Raw genomic sequence first — 17,399 nt, 5'->3', positions numbered from 1 at the left:
CCGCGGGACGGGGTCCGGCCGCGCGGGAGTTCTGCTCCCGCGCGGCCGGACCCCGTCACCCTTTAGGGAGACGCGCCGACCGCTTCGGGCGGGTGACGCGCGCGTCGGGACGGCGGGACAGTACGATCACCCAATGTCTGACGTGACCGAAACCACGCCCGGATGGCTCGCGTCCGACGAGCTCGAACTCACGCGCGCCCGAATGCCGATCGTCTATGTCGAGGCCGTGCCCGTGCGCGTCGACGACAGCGGCGAGGTGACGCACGTCGGACTGCTGCTGCGGATCGGGCCCGACGGAACGGTCAGTCGCACCCTGGTCTCCGGTCGGGTGCTGTACCACGAGCGGATCCGAGACGCCCTGCTTCGGCATCTGGAGAAGGACCTCGGCCCGGTCGCGCTGCCCCGGATCCCGGCCTCCCTGCAGCCGTTCACGGTCGCCGAGTACTTCCCCACCCTCGGGGTCACCTCCTTCCACGACCCGCGTCAGCACGCCGTCTCGCTCGCGTACGTCGTCCCGGTCACCGGTGACTGCCGGCCCCGGCAGGACGCGCTCGACCTGGAGTGGTTCACCCCGGAGGAGGCCTCCTCGCAGCTGGTTCAGCAGGAGATGCCGGGCGGCCAGGGGGTGCTGCTCCGTCAGGCGCTGGCCCACGTGGGCGCGCTCTCCTGAGCGACTCGACCCCCGAGAAAGGCGCTATGCAAGTTTTGCGCGACCAGCGACAGGATTTGCGTAAGCTGCTTCGAGTCTTGCCTTGATGTCATCCGGTCAATACGCTCCCGCCCAGAGCGCGGCCGAGGTCCGTCCTGTCCATGTCGGCTGCCCTGTCTCCGGGATGGTCCATGACAGTCTCGCGTCGCACCTTCCTGTCCACACTCTCGGCCGGCGCCGCGGGCGTCGCCCTCGGCGGGCTCACCGCATCGGGCACGGCGCGGGCGGCGAGCCCGGCCGGCGACGTCGTCGGCAAGGTGACCGTCGGCTACCAGGGCTGGTTCGCCTGCCCCGGTGACGGTGCGCCGATCAACGCCTGGTGGCACTGGGGCCAGAACTGGTCCCAGGCGCCCTCGCCCGGCAACAACGTCATCAAGGCCTGGCCGGACTCACGGGAGTTCAGCCGCACCTACCCGACCGCCTACGCCGACCTCGGCAACGGTGGTCCCGCCTCCCTCTTCTCCTCCTACGACCAGCAGACCGTCGACACCCACTTCCAGTGGATGCGGCAGAACGGCTGCGACACCGCCGCGTTGCAGCGCTTCGACCCCAACGGCAGCGAGGGCCCCACCCGGGACGCGGTCACCGCCAGGGTCCGGGCCTCCGCCGAGGTGTACGGCGTCAGGTTCTACGTGATGTACGACGTCAGCGGCTGGGCGGCGATGCAGTCGGAGATCAAGGCGGACTGGACGAGCAGGATGTCCGCGCACACCGCCTCCTCCGCCTACGCGCGCCAGAACGGCAAGCCGGTGGTCGGCATCTGGGGTTTCGGCTTCGACGACGCCAACCACCCGTGGTCTCCGGCCGCCTGCGCCGACGTCATCAGCTGGTTCAAGTCCCAGGGCTGCTACGTCATGGGCGGTGTGCCGACCTGGTGGCGACTGGGCGCCAACGACTCCCGGGCCGGCTACCTGGACGTGTACCACGCCTTCGACATGCTCTCGCCGTGGATGGTCGGCCGGATCGGCACCGCCGCCGACGCGGACCACTTCTATGCCGACGCGACCGTTCCCGACCTCGCCGACTGCGCCGCGCACGGAGTCGACTACCAGCCGTGCGTCCTCCCCGGCGACCTCTCGGCCCGCCAGCGGGCCCACGGCGACTTCATGTGGCGGCAGTTCTACAACATGACCAGGGCTGGCGTGAGCAGCGTCTACATCTCCATGTTCGACGAGTTCGGCGAGGGGAACCAGATCGCCAGGACCGCGGAGAACCAGGGCCAGGTCCCGGCGGGCTCGGGGCTGCTCGCCCTGGACGAGGACGGCACCGCCTGCTCCTCCGACTACTACCTGCGGCTCACCGCCGACGGCGGCTCCATGCTGAAGGGCCGGACCGCCCTCACCGCCACGCGTCCCACCCAGCCGGTGGTCGGCTCCGGCGGCGGGGGAGGTGGCGGCAACCCCGATCTGGCGCTGCACCGCCCCGTCGCCGAGAGCAGCCACACTCAGGTCTACGTCGCCGCCAACGCGGTCGACGGCGACCCCGGCTCGTACTGGGAGAGCGCCGACAACGCCTTCCCGCAGTGGCTCCAGGTCGACCTCGGCTCCGTGCTGACGACCCGCAGGATCGTGCTCGCCCTGCCGCCCTCCACCGCCTGGGGCGCCCGCACCCAGACCGTCACGCTCCAGGGCAGCACCGACGGCGCGAACTTCACCACCGTGCTCCCGGCCGCCGGCTACCTCTTCGACCCCGCCACCGGCAACACCGCCACCCTCTCCTACCCCGCCGGCGCGACCACCCGCTACCTGCGCCTCCTCTTCACCGCCAACACCGGCTGGCCCGCCGGCCAGGCCTCAGGCCTCTCCGTCTACGCCACCTGAGCCTGCCGCCCGACCGCCGTGATGCGAGGATCATCCGCAACGGCGGACCGGAGTCGACCACGGGGGACATGAGCGTGCATCAGAACGCGATCGAGGCAATGGTCGACGACGCCGGGCGACTGACCGGCGTCCACCATGTCCGTGCCGAATTCGGCGACGTGCCAGGGTGGGTGAGCGCCGTCGTCCTTGATTTCGAGCACGGGTCCTGGACGCTCTCCGTGGACCCGGACGACGACACGGTCCGCATCGACGCGGGCCGGATCGCACGGCGCGAGCACGAGAGCGTCGGCCCGGCACCCGCCGGCTCACCGTGGAGGCAGGCGCTCGGGATGTCGGCGCAGTGGATCTGGCTCCTGCGCAACCAGCGAGGCTACGAGGACGGGATCCAGTTCGCCTTCGTCGGCGACAGGAGGGAGCCGTGCACGGTGCAGATGGTCGCGATGGCGTCCCGGTGGCAGATCGGCCTGGTGCGCTCCGACTGACGGGACGTCCCAACGGGACGGCTCAGCGGTCGAAGCGGGCCCAGACCGTCTTGCCGGTGGGGTGCGCCGTGGTGCCCCACTGGTCGCTGAGGCGGCGGACCACCTGGAGGCCGTGGCCGCCGGGGCGGGTGGGGTCGCCCGGGGTGTGCAGGGTGGGCAGGCCGGGCTCGCGGTCCGTGGCGCCGACGACGAGAGTGTCGCCGTCCAGGGTGATCGTCAGTTCCCTGACGCCGCCGCCGTGCGTCATCGCGTTCGCGACCAGTTCGGAGACGACGAGAAGGACGTCCTCGGCGCGTTCCTGCTCGTCCGGGTCGTCGGTCTGCGGGTCGGCCCACTGCCACTCGGCGAGCGCCGCGCCGGTGAAGTCGCGGGCGCGCCCGACCGGGCGGCTGACGCCGTCGAGTCCCAGGCGGCGCACCTGCCGCCCCGGCACCTGGCGCGTGAGGCCCGACTCGGTGCGCGGGCCGTTCACGTGTCCGCCAGAGCGGCGGTGACGTCGTCGCGCATCTCGAAGACGGAGTCCGTTCCGGTCAGCTCCAGCAGTCGGCGCAGCTGCGGGCCGGGCGTGGTCAGCAGGAATCTGCCGCCGTCGTCGACCGCCCGCAGGCGCGCCTTGAGCAGCACGTTGAGGCCGGTGGAGTCGCAGAAGCCGAGCTCGCGGCAGTCCACGACGATCCGGGTGACGCCCGCGTCCGCCAGCGAGCGGACGGCCTCGGCCAGGGAGGGCGCCGTGTCGTGGTCGAGCTCCCCGGCGGCGGCGACCACTCCGGCGCCGTCCTGTCTGCGCACCGAGACGGTCAACCGCTCCGGGGCGGGATCGACGGAGGGTGCCTCGGGCCGTTCGGACATGCGCGCGCTCTCCCACGTGTCGATGGTCGCCTCTGCGCAGAGGCTACCGGGCAGGTGCCCGCGCGGTCGCGCGGTCATGCACGGTGGCGGGCACCGACTCCTTCCCGTTCCACCACCGCGTCCCGTCGGGGTGATCACCGGATCATCACAGAAAGGTCACGGCGGCGACGTGTCGCCCCGGCGAACGCGGGTAGGCGCGGGTAGAAGCCCGAAGAAACCGGGTCCTGCCGCAGCGCCGGCAGGGGCCACGTCGCCGGAGGAGCCTCATGCCCCGCACTGTCACCGCACCCGCCGCCGTCAGCCGCGTCCCGGAGGCTCGTGAGATCGGCAACAGTGCCGTCACCACTGCCGTCACCACGGCCGCCACCGCCGCGGGCGATGCGCTGCCGGAGATACCCGACCCCGCCACCGTCGACACCGCGACGGCCAAGGAACTCTCCCGGGTCCTGTTCACGCGCCTGCGCGCGCTGGAGGAGGGGACGCCGGAGTACTCCTACGTCCGCAACTCGCTCGTCGAGCTCAACCTGGGTCTGGTCCGCTACGCCTCGACGCAGTTCGCGCACCGCAGCGAACCGATGGAGGACATCGTCCAGGTCGGCACCGTCGGGCTGATCAAAGCGATCAACCGCTTCGACCAGTCCCGCGACGTGGAGTTCCTCACCTACGCGCTGCCGACCATCACGGGCGAGATCAAGCGGTACTTCCGCGACTCCACCTGGGCCGTCCACGTGCCCCGGCGGCTGCAGGAACTGCGGCTGCGCCTGGCCAAGGCGAGCGACGACCTGGAGCAGCGGCTCAACCGGGCCCCCACCACCAGGGAGCTCGCCGACCACCTGGGCCTGCCGGAACAGGACGTCGTCGACGGCCGGCTCGCCGCCAACTGCTACACCGCGGGCACGCTGGAGACGCCGAGCGCCGCCGGCACGACCGAGCCGGAAGAGGACAACCCGCTGCTGCGCCGGATCGGCGTCGTCGACCCGCTCTTCGACCAGGTGGAGGACCTGGCCTCGCTCAAGCCGCTGATGGCCGGGCTCTCGGAGCGCGACCGCACGATCCTCGGACTGCGCTTCGTCGACGAGCTGACCCAGGCCGAGATCGGCGCACGGATCGGCGTGTCCCAGATGCAGGTCTCCCGGCTGCTCTCCAGCGCCCTGGCGAGCCTGCGCAAGGGCCTCATGGTCGACGACGACCAGGGGTGAGCAGCATGACGGCGGCCGAATGACCGTCAGGCGTCGGCCCACGAAAGGATTCGAGGGCCCCTCCTCGCGCGAAGGGCGCGAGGGCGGGGCCCTCGGCGCGTCCGCGACCGTTTTCCCCGACGGGAAGGGGGCAGACGCGACCTGACGACATGTCGGGTGCGCACGCTCCCCCGCCCGGCACGCGACTCGGCCGGGAGCGAGTGAGGAGCACGACCTGTGTCCGGCCTCTCCTCGCTGATCAGGCTCGCGGCCCTGCTGGCCGCGCTGGTCCTGGTCGGCTGGTTGCTGATGGACCTGATCGGAGCCGACGCCGCCAACCCGGCGGTGCAGTTCTTCCGCACGAGTGCCGACTGGTTGGCCACCTGGTCGCACAGCCTGTTCGACCGCGTGACCGACCGGACCGGGCGGGTGGTGCTGGTCTACGGCGTGCCCGCGTTGACCTACCTGGGCGTGGCGTCGGTCCTGCGCTACAGAAACTTCGGAAAGGAACGGTGAGCTGATGGGTATCGGAGGCTGCATCCTCGTCTTCGCTGCCGGCGCGGTCCTCGCGTTCGGCGTCGACTGGCACGTCAAGGGCATCGACATACCGGTGGTCGGCGTGATCCTGATGATTGCCGGACTGCTCGGCCTGCTGACCTACGGCGCGCTCTTCCGGCGCCGGCGCCTGCTGGTGGACCGCAGTCCGGACTCCGAGATCGTCGAGGAACGCCGCTACCGCCAGGACTACTGACCACCTGGGCATGCGCACCATCGCACGCACCGCATTCACCCCGGCCCGAGGAGCCACGTTGTTCTCCGAGATCGAGCATCACATCCCGCTCGTGCTGATCGACAGCTCCGACGCGGGGCCGCAGCTGCCCGCCAGGTTCGCCTACCGGCGGTCCGACCCGTTCGCGGTGAAGCTGAGCTTTCCCGGCTTCGTCGGGCCCGGCAGCGGGGATCTCACCTGGCTGTTCGCCAGGGAGTTGCTCGACGTCGGGCTGCTGGCCCCCGTCGGCGACGGCGACATACGGGTCGCTCCGGCGGGCGAGGGGGCCGTCCGGCTGACGCTGCGGTCCGGTACCGCGGAGGCGGTCCTCGAGGCCAGGCGGGACGCCGTCGTACGGTTCCTGCGGGCCTGCCGGGACTGCGTCCGCCCCGGGCGGGAGGACGAGGCCTGCGACTGGGAACGCGAGTGGGACGCGCTGCTGGGGCGCGAGCTGTCCTGACGGTCCGCCCGGCCGCCGAGGCGACCGGGCGGACCGTCCCTGGGCGTCAGCTGCCCAGGACGTCGAACTCCCACAGGGAGTAACCCCACTGGGTGCCGCGCGCGGTCCCGTACATCCGCACGTAGCGCCCGCTGCCGGAGACGTTCAGGCTCTGGGTGCCGCCGGTCGCCGTCGTGGTGGCGTAGACCGTGGTCCAGTTGACGCCGTCGTTCGAGGTCTGGATCTGGAAGGCCTTGCCGTAGGCGGTCTCCCAGGCCAGGGTGACGCCGCAGATCGAGTGGGTCGTCCCGAGATCGACCTGCAGCCACTGCGGGTCGGCGAACTGCGACGACCAGCGGGTGCCGTTGTTGCCGTCCACCGCGTTCTGCGCGGGGAAGGCGACGTTCTCCTGCGAGGAGGCGGTCGCGGGCCGGTTCAGCGCGAGGTCGGTGGTGCCGCAGCCGCCGCCCCCACCGCCGCCCGCGGGGCCGGTCCAGAGCTGGCCGGCCGCTCCCGAGCAGGTCTCGATGTCGAGCCTGGCCCCGGTGTTGCCGCCCGGATCGGTCAGGCACAGACCGGAGTTGGGGTTCAGCAGCTCGCCGTCGGCCTGGTGGGTCCAGGTCTGGGCGGGGGTGCCGTTGCAGGGATACCAGTCGGTGTTCGTGCCGCTGCTGGTGCCCGCGCTCACGACGTCCAGGCAACCGCCCTGCACGCGCACGGTGTTGTCGCTCCAGGTCGACCACTGCTGCCCGCTGCTCGCGTTGCAGCCGGAGAGGCCCATCGGGTTGCCCTCGGTGTTCAGGGAGTTCTGGTTGGTCAGGCAGAGTCCGCCGTTGCCGGTCACCGTCCCCGACGCGGTGGCCGTGGCGGGCGGCGTGGAGTTGCCGCCCTGCTCGTAGACGGCCACGTAGCCGACGCTCATCGAGGCCCCGGAGCTGGTGGCCGCCGTCGGGGTGGCCGAACCCTGCACGCCGTCCGGGTAGTTGCCGCCCATCGCGAGGTCCAGGATCAGGAAGAAGCCGTGGTCGATCGCCTGCTGCCAGGCGGCCGTGCCGACCGAGGCCTCGGTGACCGTGCTCTCGACCGTGCCGTCCATCAGGAACTGCAGGCTCTCGGCGCCGGTGTTGGTCCGGTCCACGACGACGGAGTAGGTGTGGTAACCCGTCTGGCAGCCGGAACCCGCGCCGGGACAGGCGATGAGCGGGTGTCCGCTGCTCCCGGCCGAGTCGTGCAGGGTCTGCGAGGCCTCGTTGAGTCCGTTGACGTCCTCCATCATGTCGATCTCGCCCGACTGCGGCCAGCCGCCGCCCGCGCGCATCGGCGAACCGAGCGCCCAGAAGGCGGGCCAGTACCCGAGCCCGTCGGCCGGGTTCGGCTGCTCGATCGAGGCAGTCATCTCCAGCTTGCCGCCCGCCGGGGCCTGGAAGTCGTCACGGGTGGACTCGATCCGCGAGGAGGTCCAGGCGCTGCCGCTGGAGAGCGCCTTGAGGACCAGGTGGCCGTTGCCGTCGAGGTAGGTGTTGGCGGTCGAGCTGGTGGTCTGCTCCTTCTCCCCGGTGCCGTAACCGGTGCCGATGTCGTAGAACCAGTTGGCCGACGAGGGCGCGGATCCGGCCGCGCCGGAGAAGTCGTCGCTGAACACGGTGGTCCAGCCGGACGGCGGCGGGGGCGGGGTGTCGGCGTGCGCGGCGGGCGCGGTGGCCACACCGGCCAGGACTCCGGCGGACAGTAAGGCCAACACGGCGGTGGTGCTGAGGGCGCGAAGGCGGGTGAACATGCGGCTCTCCCCTCGGGGGACGCGTGCCTGGGTGGGGGCGGCGCGAGAGAGGCTCGGCGGGGTGAGAGAGCGCTCTCTCGCGTCGGACATGGTGTGCCCTCGTCAGTTCCCGTGTCAATGACCCGGGCGCGAGCAGCACGCGCGGGGGGCGCCTCGGGCACGGCGAAGGCGGGCCCCGCGCCGTTGTGGTGCGGGGCCCGCCCGAGGTGTCGCCGTGTCAGAACATGGGGCCGTAGCCGGGGAAGCCGCCGTAGTAGCTGCCCAGTCGCGTCCAGAAGTCGTCGTCGTTGCGCTCGAACGCCGGTGCGGCCTTGACCTCGTCCTTCGTCCTCACCACGTGCACCGTCCGGGTCGCTCCGTCCACGCGCGAGACCGCGCCCGCCGGGACGACGACGCGCCGGCCGAAGATCCACGTGCCGGTGTCGACGATCAACGAGCGCTGCTCCTCGCGGTCGAGGACCGCCTCGACGTGGCCGATGGCGCCGTCGGCTGCCTCGACCCGGTAGTCGGTCACGTCCTCCCCGGCCAGCAGGCCGCTGTCGGTCGGGTAGCTCCACAGCTGCCGGTTCACTGTCCACCTCCGCGGTCTCGGGGCCGATCCGTCGTGGATCGCCTGTCACCGCGCCTACCCCGAGCCGTCGGATCGACACGGTGGGTCCGTCCGGGGGCGGGCGCGGAGAGCACATCGCCGCCCCGTCGACGGCTTCGTGCGGGAGCGCTCTCTCGCCGGACCGGGCAGTCGGCCGACCCTGGCGGCGTCTGGAGCCGCAGGGAGGGCGCATCGCGTCGGCGAGGCGCTCGCGGGGCGATGACCGGGACGCCCCGCGTGACCATCGGATGATCGCCGCGTTAGGCCGTCTGGGTCGCCCCGGCCCGGCGGGCGGACGCCGCCTCGTCGATGGAGTACGAACGGTCGGCCCGCATGGCCTACCTGATGCTTCCCGCCGACATCGACCGACACCGCCGAGTCCTCCTCGCGCACCGTGCCGCCCGCCGCGCGGCGGGTGCGGCCGACGGTCTGCAGGCGCGCGTGGTCGTGCTGCGCGCCGTCCTGGCCGCCGCTCCGCGCCGGTGGACCCGCGGGTTCCGCCGCAGCGCGGACCTACGGCTCTTCCCGCCGCTCGACGAGCCGGAGGCGCTGCGCCTCGACCAGCGGCTCGGCGGCCTGCCGGCCGCCGAGCGGGCGGCCGCGGTGCTGTTGGAGCTGGAGGAGCTGGACGAGGCCGCGACGATCGAGGCCCTGCGCGCGGCGGGGGTCGCCGACGCCGTCGCCGCGACCTCGGCGGCGGCGCGGCTGCTCCCCGGGCTGCGCGCGGGGCTGCGGGCCGCGGAGACGCGCCGCCTGCTGCTCGGACCGGCCTTCGACCCCTGCTACGTCCGGGCCCGCCCGGGCCTCACCGGCCCGCCGAGGCGGCTCCCCGCGGCCCTCCTCGTACTGATCGGCCTGGCGACCGTCGCCGTGGTGGCCGGTCTGCTGCCCGGAGCGGGCGCCGGGGTCGCGTCGCGCGCCTCCTGCCCGGCGGCGGCCGGTCCTCCCGCGCCCGCGGCTCCGGCCGACGCGTGGACGGACACCGCGCGGCTGGACTTCGGCGCCTGGCCCGCCCGCGGTCCAGGGCTCGGCGACGCGGAGCTGCTCGCCCGTGCGGTCGGCAGCTGGTGCACCCCCGGCCTGGTCACTGCGGAGCCCGGCACCGACCCACTGCCCCCGGCGCACGCACCCCGGGTGCTCTGGGCCGGGAGGCTGGACGGCGCGGACGTCGTGCTGCTGGACGACGGGTCGAGACTGGCCCGCTACACCCGGCCCGACCTGCCGACCGCGGCAGACGCCGAGCGTCTGGAGGTGGCGCGGGACGACGACGCGGACGTCACCTCCGCCGGTGCGGTGCTGCTGCGCAGCACCGCGGCAGGCGACCGCTTCCTCGTTGCACCCTGGGTCGGCAGCCTCCAACTCCGTGACCTGCGCGCCCCCGACACCCCCGCCCGTGACCTGGCCGCGCCGCAGGGCGTCACCGCGCCCGCGCCCCGCCCCCCGGCGGTCGGCTGCGGCTCCTGGCCCGTGCTGCAGTTGCGCTCCTCGCCGCGGGTCGCCGAGCACCACGCGTTCCTGCTCACCGATCTCGGCATGCTCGTCGCGACCCACCTGACCTACCAGCCGCCGCCCCAGGCGGGCCCGGCGCAGTCGCCGCGCGAGGCGACCGGACCGGCCGCGCTGGTGCTCTGGTCCCGTCTGGCCTGCGAGCTGCCCGCCCTACGCGGCGAGGCCGTGAAGGCCGTCAACGCCTGGCAGTTCGCGGAGCAGCCGCTGCCGGGCACGAACGGGACCGCCGCCTGGGTGTGCGCCCGCGCCGACCGCTGGAACGGCGACGGCTCGACCGACACCCTCTTCCTGGCCCCGGGCGCCGCGGGTGCGACGGTCACCGGGGCGGAGGCCGGCGGCCGTTCGTGCAGCCGCTTCGAGCAGAACGTGGTGGCCGGGGTCCGCTGGGCTCCGCCGCACGGGGGCGCCGCCTTCCTGCTGGTGGCCGGCAGCCGCAGGGTCAGCCGCATCATTCTGCCCACCGGAGCCACGGCGGACGTGGCGGGCCGTCACTTCCTTTCCGTGCCCTATGCGCAGGGTGCTCCGCTGCGGGCGGTGCTGGACGACGGCACGGTCATCGAGCCGCTTCCGGCTCCCGGCGCGCCGGGCCGGCAGCGGGCGGGCCGCCCGCCGACGCCGTAGTCCTGCGGGCGTGCAGCACGCTGCCGTCGAGGGGGAGCGAGGCGTGTCCGACGAGGGCCAGGCCCGCGTCGGCGAGCAGCCGGGCGTAGTGGTCGCTGCGTCGCTCCTGGCCGCCGACGTTGCACATCATGTGCAGGTCCCAGGCGGTGGCCAGCGAGGGGGCGCCGTCGGCCGGAAGGACGCGCTCGACGATCAGCAGGTCGGCGTGGGCGGGCATGGCGCGGGCGCAGTGCCGCAGGATCTCCCGGCAGCGGTCGTCGTCCCAGTCGTGCAGCACCCGGGAGAGGACGTAGACCTCGGCGTCCGGCGGGACGTCGGCGAAGTCGCCGGCCAGGTAGGTGCACCGGGCGCCGAGTCCGGCGGCGTCGAGGGAGCGTCGTGCGGCTGCGACGGCGTGCGGCCGCTCCAGCAGCACGCCCCGCAGCCGCGGGTGCGCGCCCAGCAGGCGGCCGAGCAGTTCGCCGTTGCCGCCGGCGATGTCGACGATCGTGGCGGGGGCGGGCGCACGGCCCGCGGCGGTGACGACCGGGTGGGCGGCGAGCGGTTCGAAGAGCCGTGAACTCGCGGCCATCGACTGGTCGAACAGCTCGGCGAGTTCGGGGTCCCGGGCGAAGTGGTCGAAGTGGTTCTCGCCGAAGATCCGCTCGAAGGCGACCTCGCCGGTCCGCACCGTGTGCCCCAGGCCGGCGAAGGACCGGTAGAACGGGCCGCCGTACATCAGGGCCAGCGGCCGCATCGAGCCGGGGGTGCGGCTGCGCAACAGCTCGCCGAGCGGGGTGAGCCGGAAGCCCGCGCGGCCCTCGGCCACCACGCCCAGCATCGCCAGGTAGCGCAGCAGCCGGGTCAGGCTCTCCGGATCGACGGCGAGGGCCACGGCCAGGGCTTCAGGAGCCGTCTCCGCCGCGGCGTCCAGGGCGTCGGCCGCCCGCAGCTCGGCGAAGGCGGCCAGAGCCTGCGTGGTCCAGGCCCCGGTCATCAGACGCAGAAGCGTTTCCGCCGGCTGCCGCGCGCCGTGCTCCCTCAGATGGTCCGCCAGCACGTCCCTGTGGTCGCCGGCCGCGTAGAGCTCCACCCGCCCGTACCCGGCCTTCGAGTCCTTCGGCGCGGTGAAGTAGAACACCGTGCCGTCCTCGTGCGGGTTGTAGCCCCCGCCGTCGGCGACGGCGCCGTGGCGGCCGAGCAGCGCCCGCAGGCCGTGCAGCACGAGCGGGTCGGGGTTCTCCACCTCGAAGGCGAGATGGGCCTCGTGCTGGCCGATCCGTTCGTGGTCGGCCACGGGGGCGAGCGAGGAGCCTGGCGGCACGGTCAGCGCGAAGACCTCCACGGTGCGGTGCTCACCGCGCGGTCCTGGCACCGGCGGGCGCAGGATGCGCACGTCCAGACCGGCGGCGTCGCGCCGGTGCCGCGAGGCGAGCCGGTCGCGGACGACGACGCTCGGCTGGGCGGCCGTGTCCGGGGCCAGCCCGCAGTCGGCCAGTTGGGCGCGCAGCGCCTCCGCCGAGGCGGGGAAGACGAGCAGCGCGGCGTGCGAGAAGTGGCAGCGGTCCACCAGGGACCGCAGTTCCAGTGCGTCCAGCCCGGGCAGCAGCAGGGGGAGCAGCCCGGAGGTGTCCTGAACCTTGACGAAGTCGACCGTGGCCCGAAGGCGGGCCGCGTCGGAGGGGAGCGTCGTCGTCATCGCGGGGTGACTCATCGCGGGGTAACCTCGGCGTTCTCGATCGGGGCGGTGCGGACGGTCGTCACAGGCCGACGTAGTTCTCGGCGAACCAGTCCTGATGGGTGCGGGAGGTGCGCAGCGACTGGAGCCGGCTGCGCCGCAGGGCGTCGTGAAACAACGTTTCGCCAGTGCCTTCGCCGCCCGCTCCGCCGGTTCCCCGCGGGGTGTGCAGCAGTTGGATCATCCAGTGCGAGAACTCCTGGGCCCGCCACACGTGGTCCAGACAGGCGGCCGAGTAGCTGTCCAGCCCGGCGGGGTCGCCGTGGACGAGGTCGTCCACCAGGGCCAGGGCGAGCAGTTCCGCCTCCAGGACGGCGAGGTTCGCGCCCTTGGCGGCGGAGGGACTGAGCAGGCTCGCGGCATCGCCGGCCAGGAACAGCGAGCCGTGCCGTAGCGGCTCCAGCACGTCCGACTCCAGGTCCACGACCGTGCGTTGGACGATCCGTCCGCGGCGCAGCGGGCCGTAGTCGGCGGCGCGCATCCGCAGCGCCAGCTCGTCCCAGATCCGCTCCTCGGACCAGGACCCGGCCGCCTCTCCCGGCTGCCACTGCAGGTAGTAGCGGGTGACCTCGGGGGTGCGGGCCATGTGTCCGGCGAAGCCCCGCTCGTGCACCGCGTAGCCGACGGCGTCCAGGCTCGGCGGGGCCTCGGCGAGCAGGGCGAGCCAGGAGACGCCGTGGTCCCGGTGGCGGCGGCGGACCGCCTGCGGCGGCAGCGAGCGTCGTGCCGCGCCGTGCCGGCCGTCGCATCCGGCGACGTATCTGGGCCGCCAGCGTTCCGGGCGGCCGTCCGCACCGCGCGCCTCGACCGTGGGCCGGTCGCCGTCCGCGCCGAGCACGGCGCGGGCCTCGGTCCCGAACCGCACCCGTCCGCCCGCGTCCAGGTACTGGGCCAGCAGATCGGCGACCAGGTCCTGCTGCGGATAGACGGTGTGCCGGTCGCCGCGCCCGAGGCCCGCGTAGTCCAGCCGGAACCGGCCGTCCTCGCTGCGGAACTCGCAGACGGCGTGCGGCCTCCCGTGCCGGTGCAGACCCTCGGCCAGTCCGTGGCGGTCGAGGATCCGCACCGTCTCCGCGCCGAGGAACCCGGCGCGCGCCCGGCTCGCCAGGTCGCCGCGCTCCGCGCGCTCCAGGATGACGCAGTCGACCCCGGCCGCCAGGAGCAGGTTGCCCAGCACCAGCCCGGCCGGTCCCGCGCCGAGGACCACCACGTCCGTGGTGGCGTCATCAGCCGTTGGGGAAACGGCCGTTAAAGATCTCTGTCCGTCCGACATGAAAGTGGATCATAAGTGTCGGAAAGATCAAGGTCGGACGAGATTCACCCGTATGACCCCAAAGCGGAGCGAATTGGGAGAAACAGCCTCAGGAGTCGGCCCTACCGCTCCTGCCGGTGGCCAGCACGGCGGCGAGGACGGCGGCGAGCACCAGGCCGCCCGTCGCCCACCAGAGGGCGTCGGTGCAGAACTGGAGGAAGAGTCTCGGGATCGCGCTCGGGGTCGGGACCTGGTTCAGGTGCCCGTTCAGGTCCCTGGTCCGGCCGGTCAGGTAGGCGGCGAAGAAGGCCGCGCCGAGCGCCGTGCCGAGTTGCTGGGTGGCGGTCACGGTCGCCCCGAGCGCTCCGGCGAAGCGGTCGGGGCTTCCGGCGGTCGCCGTCGCGAGGATCGACGGCCAGGCCAGGCCGATGCCGAGGCCCGCCAGGACCAGGCCGGGCAGTATCCCGGTGACGTAGCCGGTCTGCGGCTGGAGGGTGGTCAGCAGCGCCGTCCCGATCGCTGCGAGCAGCAGACCCCCCGCGACGGTGAATCCGGGGGCCAGGCCGCGGAGCGGTCCGGTCGATCCGAGGGCGGCGGCCGCCGTGATCGCGGCGACCATCGGCAGGAAGGCGGCTCCGGTTCCCAGCAGGGTGTAGCCGAACGTCTGCTGCAGGCAGTACGTCAGGGCGGTGAGCAGGACCAGCAGGCCCGCGCCCGCGAGCGTGAGGGCGAGCAGGGAGCCGACGCGGTTCCTGTCCCGGAACGGATGGGGCAGCATGGAGGATCCGCCCGACGCCGTCAGCCAGCACGCCAGGCCCGCGAGCAGGGCGACGCCGATCGCGGTGGGGACGAGAGTGAGCGGGGCGGTCCAGCCGTGCGAGGGCGCCTGGTTGACGCCGCCCAGGACGGCGGCGAGCCCGAGGCAGCCCAACAGCAGGCCGACCGGATCCGGGCGGACGCCGGATGGGCCCCGGTGTTCCGGCAGCAGGGTGAACGCGCCGACCACGGCGACGGCGGCGACCGGGACCGCGACGAAGAAGCACATGCGCCAGCTGAGCTCTTCCACCAGCCAGCCGCCGGTGAGCAGCCCCAGGGTCGAGCCGCCCGCGACGATCGCGCCGTAGACCGCGAAGGCCCGGCCCCGCTCCTTCGGATCGGTGAATCCGGTGCTCACCAGGGCGAGCCCGGCCGCGCTGACCAGCGCCGCCGCACCTCCCTGCAGCAGCCGGGCGCCGGCCAGGACCGGGAAGCCGGGGGCCAGTCCGGCGATCGCGGAGGCCAGGGCGAAGCCGAGCAGCCCGACGACCAGGGTGGTCCGGCGTCCGACGTGGTCCGCGACGTGCCCTCCCGCGAAGAGCAGGGCGCCGAAGCCGAGCAGGTAGAGGGTGGACACCAGCGCCGTGTCGCCGCTGGACATGTGCAGATCGCGGACGATGGTCGGAACGGCGATGTTGGAGGCGGTCGCGCCCGCGAGCACCGTCAGCTGGGCCAGCGCGACCACCAGGAGGCCGCCCCAGCGGCGCGGATGCGGCGGCGGCCCGTCCTCGGGCCCGACCTGTGCCTCGGCCCCGGACCAGGCCCGCGGGTACTGGCCGGGTAGCCCCCCGAACTGTCCCGCCGGCGGCGCCTGCGGCGGGGGCCGGGCGGCGCGGCCCACGGCTGGGGCGAGGGCTGCGGCAGATGCCCGTAGTGGTCCGGGACCAGCGGCTGCGCCTGCGGCAGGCGCAGGGGCTCCTGCGGTTGGAGCTGCGGCGGGACGGGCTGGTGCTGCGGCGGCACGACCGGCGCGGCGGGCGCGTCCGCAGGTGGCGCGGTGGGTGGCGCGGCGGGCGCGAAGTCAAGCAACTGGGCGGCATGCCTCCCCAGTTGGGCCAGCACGGGACCGGGGAGCCACTCCTCGTCCGCCGTCGCGTGCGCGGTCCGGTCGGCGATCTGCTGCGGGGTCGGCCGCTCGGCCGGGTCCTTGCGCAGGCACTCGGCGACCAGGCCGACCAGCGAGTCCGGCACCCCGGACAGGTCCGCCTCCTCCTCCGCGATCCGGAACAGGTGGGCGTTGAGCCCGCTGCTGCCCGCGCCGAAGAGCAGGCGGCCGGTGGCCGCGTGGACGAGCACCGCGCCGAGGCAGAACACGTCGCTCGCGCCGGTGAGTTCGAGGCCGCGCACCTGCTCGGGGGACATGAAGCCCGGCGAGCCGAGCAGCATGCCGGTGCTGGTCGCCAGGCTGGTGCCGAGCAGGGTGTCCATCGCCCGGGCGATCCCGAAGTCGATGACGCGCGGTCCGTCGACGGTGACCAGGACGTTGGACGGCTTCAGGTCGCGGTGGACCAGGCCCGCGGCGTGCACGGCCTGGAGGGCCAGGGCCAGACGGTTGGCGAGGACCCGGACCGAGTGCTCGGGCAGCGGGCCGAAGTCCTTCTTCACCACCGTCTGCAGGTCGGGTCCGGGGATGTACTGCGTCGCCACCCAGGGGGTGGCCGCACCCGTGTCCGCGTCGAGCACGGCGGCGGTCCAGTGCCCGCCCACGCGTCGGGCGGCCTCCACCTCGCGGGCGAACCTGCTGCGGAACTCGGGGTGCTGGGCGTGTTCGGCCTGGACCACCTTCACGGCGACGGTCCGTCCGACGTCGGAACGGCCCAGGTACACCAGGCCCATGCCGCCTGCGCCCAGCCGTGCGATGAGTCGGTACGGGCCGATGGATGCCGGATCCCCCGCGATCAGTTGGTCCACGGCAGCAACATAGTTGAGGGTGCCGGAAACCGGTACCGAATCCCCGGGGCCGCTACGGTCGGGCCCGGGGGCGGGCTCTCGCACCACTCTTCCTGACCTGGTCCGCGGGCTATATTGAACGCAGTCCAAGCCTGTGAACCGGAAGGGTGGCCCGATGGCGCTGCCGACCCCCGCCGCATCCGCCGGAGCCAACGTCAAGTCCGCCGTGCGCACGGTCGAGCTCCTGGAGTTCTTCGCCGGGCGGCCGGGGCTGCACAGCCTGGCGGAGGTGCAGGAGGCGCTGGGCTACCCCAAGAGCAGCCTGTACATGCTGCTGCGCACCCTGGTCGAGCTCGGCTGGGTGGAGACCGACCTGACGAGCACCCGCTACGGCATCGGCATGCGGGCGCTGCTGGTCGGCACGGCCTACATCGACGGCGACGAGGTGGTCGCCGCGACCCGCCCGGTCCTGGACCGGCTGGCCGACGAGACCACCGAGACCATCCACCTGGCCCGCCTGGACGGCACCGACGTGGTCTATCTGGCCACCCGTGCCTCCCAGCACTACCTGCGCCCCTTCACCCGGGTCGGCCGGAGGCTGCCGGCCTACGCGACCTCGCTCGGCAAGGCCCTGCTCGCCACCTGCACCGACGCCGAGGTGGAGCGACTGCTGCCGGAGCGGCTCGAGCCCCTGACCGACCACACCCACACCAGCAGGTCCGCGCTGATCGAGGACCTGCACGTGATCCGGGAGCGCGGTTACGCCATGGACCGCGAGGAGAACACGGTGGGTCTCTGCTGTTTCGCCGTCGACATCCCCTACCGGACCCCGTCGCGCGACGCGGTCAGCTGCTCGGTCCCGGTCGCCCGCCTCACGCCGGGCCGCGAGCAGATGATCCGCGACGCGCTGCTCGCCGCCCGCCAGCGGCTGGCGCTGGCGACCCGGCACCTGTAGCGGGCCGCGGTCCGGCCGGGGGCCTTG

The 17,399-nt window shown here is 73.4% G+C and carries 17 protein-coding genes; 9 read left to right on the top strand and 8 right to left on the bottom strand.

The genetic code is table 11. The features are described from left to right. The first annotated feature begins 133 nt into the window (after positions 1-133). The 3 genes from BS83_RS32615 (at position 134) to BS83_RS32605 (ending at position 3,011) form a co-directional block, all read left to right on the top strand. Positions 134-670, top strand: a complete 537-nt coding sequence (locus tag BS83_RS32615; RefSeq protein ID WP_157597415.1) for an NUDIX hydrolase family protein — start codon at positions 134-136, stop codon at positions 668-670. Between the two features lie 170 nt (positions 671-840). Beyond that, entirely contained in the window at positions 841-2,529 is a 1,689-nt protein-coding gene (locus tag BS83_RS32610) for a discoidin domain-containing protein (RefSeq protein ID WP_037607045.1), read from the top strand. Positions 2,530-2,597: 68 nt separating this feature from the next. Further along, on the top strand, positions 2,598-3,011 hold the full coding sequence (locus BS83_RS32605; protein ID WP_037607044.1) for a DUF6334 family protein: 414 nt from the start codon (positions 2,598-2,600) through the stop codon (positions 3,009-3,011). A gap of 22 nt (positions 3,012-3,033) precedes the next feature. Here the strand turns inward: BS83_RS32605 and BS83_RS32600 are convergent, their stop codons facing one another. Next, entirely contained in the window at positions 3,034-3,483 is a 450-nt protein-coding gene (locus tag BS83_RS32600; RefSeq protein ID WP_037607043.1) for an ATP-binding protein, read from the bottom strand. Next, positions 3,480-3,860, bottom strand: coding sequence for an STAS domain-containing protein (locus BS83_RS32595; RefSeq protein WP_037610325.1), 381 nt, complete (start codon positions 3,858-3,860; stop codon positions 3,480-3,482). Before BS83_RS32595 ends, BS83_RS32600 begins: the two co-directional genes overlap by 4 nt. Positions 3,861-4,126: 266 nt before the next feature. Between BS83_RS32595 and BS83_RS32590 the strand changes: the two genes are divergently transcribed. The 4 genes from BS83_RS32590 (at position 4,127) to BS83_RS42445 (ending at position 6,267) form a co-directional block, all read left to right on the top strand. Next, positions 4,127-5,059 carry a SigB/SigF/SigG family RNA polymerase sigma factor gene (locus BS83_RS32590; RefSeq protein WP_037607042.1) on the top strand — a complete coding sequence of 311 codons (933 nt, stop codon included), beginning with the start codon at positions 4,127-4,129 and terminating at the stop codon, positions 5,057-5,059. 216 nt (positions 5,060-5,275) lie between these two features. Continuing rightward, entirely contained in the window at positions 5,276-5,554 is a 279-nt protein-coding gene (locus BS83_RS32585; RefSeq protein ID WP_037607041.1) for a hypothetical protein, read from the top strand. 4 nt (positions 5,555-5,558) lie between these two features. Further along, positions 5,559-5,789, top strand: coding sequence for a DUF6458 family protein (locus BS83_RS32580; protein ID WP_037607040.1), 231 nt, complete (start codon positions 5,559-5,561; stop codon positions 5,787-5,789). Positions 5,790-5,799: 10 nt separating this feature from the next. Further along, a complete protein-coding gene (locus BS83_RS42445; protein ID WP_084714498.1) occupies positions 5,800-6,267 on the top strand; it encodes an SsgA family sporulation/cell division regulator in 468 nt (155 codons plus the stop codon). A gap of 46 nt (positions 6,268-6,313) precedes the next feature. Here BS83_RS42445 and BS83_RS42440 read toward each other — a convergent pair whose 3' ends face one another. Together BS83_RS42440 and BS83_RS32565 are read right to left on the bottom strand one after the other, a co-directional pair. After that, a complete protein-coding gene (locus BS83_RS42440) occupies positions 6,314-8,023 on the bottom strand; it encodes a discoidin domain-containing protein (RefSeq protein WP_051944448.1) in 1,710 nt (569 codons plus the stop codon). Between the two features lie 217 nt (positions 8,024-8,240). Beyond that, positions 8,241-8,594, bottom strand: a complete 354-nt coding sequence (locus BS83_RS32565) for a hypothetical protein (RefSeq protein WP_037607039.1) — start codon at positions 8,592-8,594, stop codon at positions 8,241-8,243. A gap of 327 nt (positions 8,595-8,921) precedes the next feature. Between BS83_RS32565 and BS83_RS32560 the strand changes: the two genes are divergently transcribed. Then, a complete protein-coding gene (locus BS83_RS32560) occupies positions 8,922-10,742 on the top strand; it encodes a hypothetical protein (protein ID WP_051944447.1) in 1,821 nt (606 codons plus the stop codon). Here the strand turns inward: BS83_RS32560 and BS83_RS32555 are convergent. The 4 genes from BS83_RS32555 to BS83_RS32540 form a co-directional block, all read right to left on the bottom strand. Beyond that, positions 10,675-12,420 (bottom strand): methyltransferase, encoded by a 1,746-nt coding sequence (locus BS83_RS32555; protein WP_051944446.1) that lies wholly within the window; start codon positions 12,418-12,420, stop codon positions 10,675-10,677. The genes BS83_RS32560 and BS83_RS32555 overlap by 68 nt on opposite strands. 61 nt (positions 12,421-12,481) lie before the next feature. After that, on the bottom strand, positions 12,482-13,669 hold the full coding sequence (locus BS83_RS32550; RefSeq protein ID WP_037607038.1) for a 4-hydroxybenzoate 3-monooxygenase: 1,188 nt from the start codon (positions 13,667-13,669) through the stop codon (positions 12,482-12,484). A 151-nt stretch (positions 13,670-13,820) separates the two neighbouring features. Further along, the gene (locus BS83_RS32545) at positions 13,821-15,212 is read right to left on the bottom strand and encodes an MFS transporter (protein WP_198035355.1); all 1,392 of its coding nucleotides are present in this window, start codon (positions 15,210-15,212) and stop codon (positions 13,821-13,823) included. After that, positions 15,191-16,438: a serine/threonine-protein kinase gene (locus BS83_RS32540; protein ID WP_051944445.1), complete on the bottom strand. Its 1,248-nt coding sequence runs from the start codon at positions 16,436-16,438 to the stop codon at positions 15,191-15,193. Before BS83_RS32540 ends, BS83_RS32545 begins: the two co-directional genes overlap by 22 nt. A 154-nt stretch (positions 16,439-16,592) precedes the next feature. Here BS83_RS32540 and BS83_RS32535 point away from each other — a divergent pair, with 154 nt between their 5' ends. After that, entirely contained in the window at positions 16,593-17,372 is a 780-nt protein-coding gene (locus tag BS83_RS32535; RefSeq protein WP_037607037.1) for an IclR family transcriptional regulator, read from the top strand. The last annotated feature ends 27 nt before the right edge of the window (positions 17,373-17,399 follow it).

Origin of the sequence: Streptacidiphilus rugosus AM-16, assembly GCF_000744655.1 — a bacterium.
Classification (GTDB): Bacteria; Actinomycetota; Actinomycetes; order Streptomycetales; family Streptomycetaceae; genus Streptacidiphilus; species Streptacidiphilus rugosus.
The sequence above is the reverse complement of the archived record's forward strand: the minus strand, read 5'-3'. Positions and strand labels throughout refer to the sequence as shown.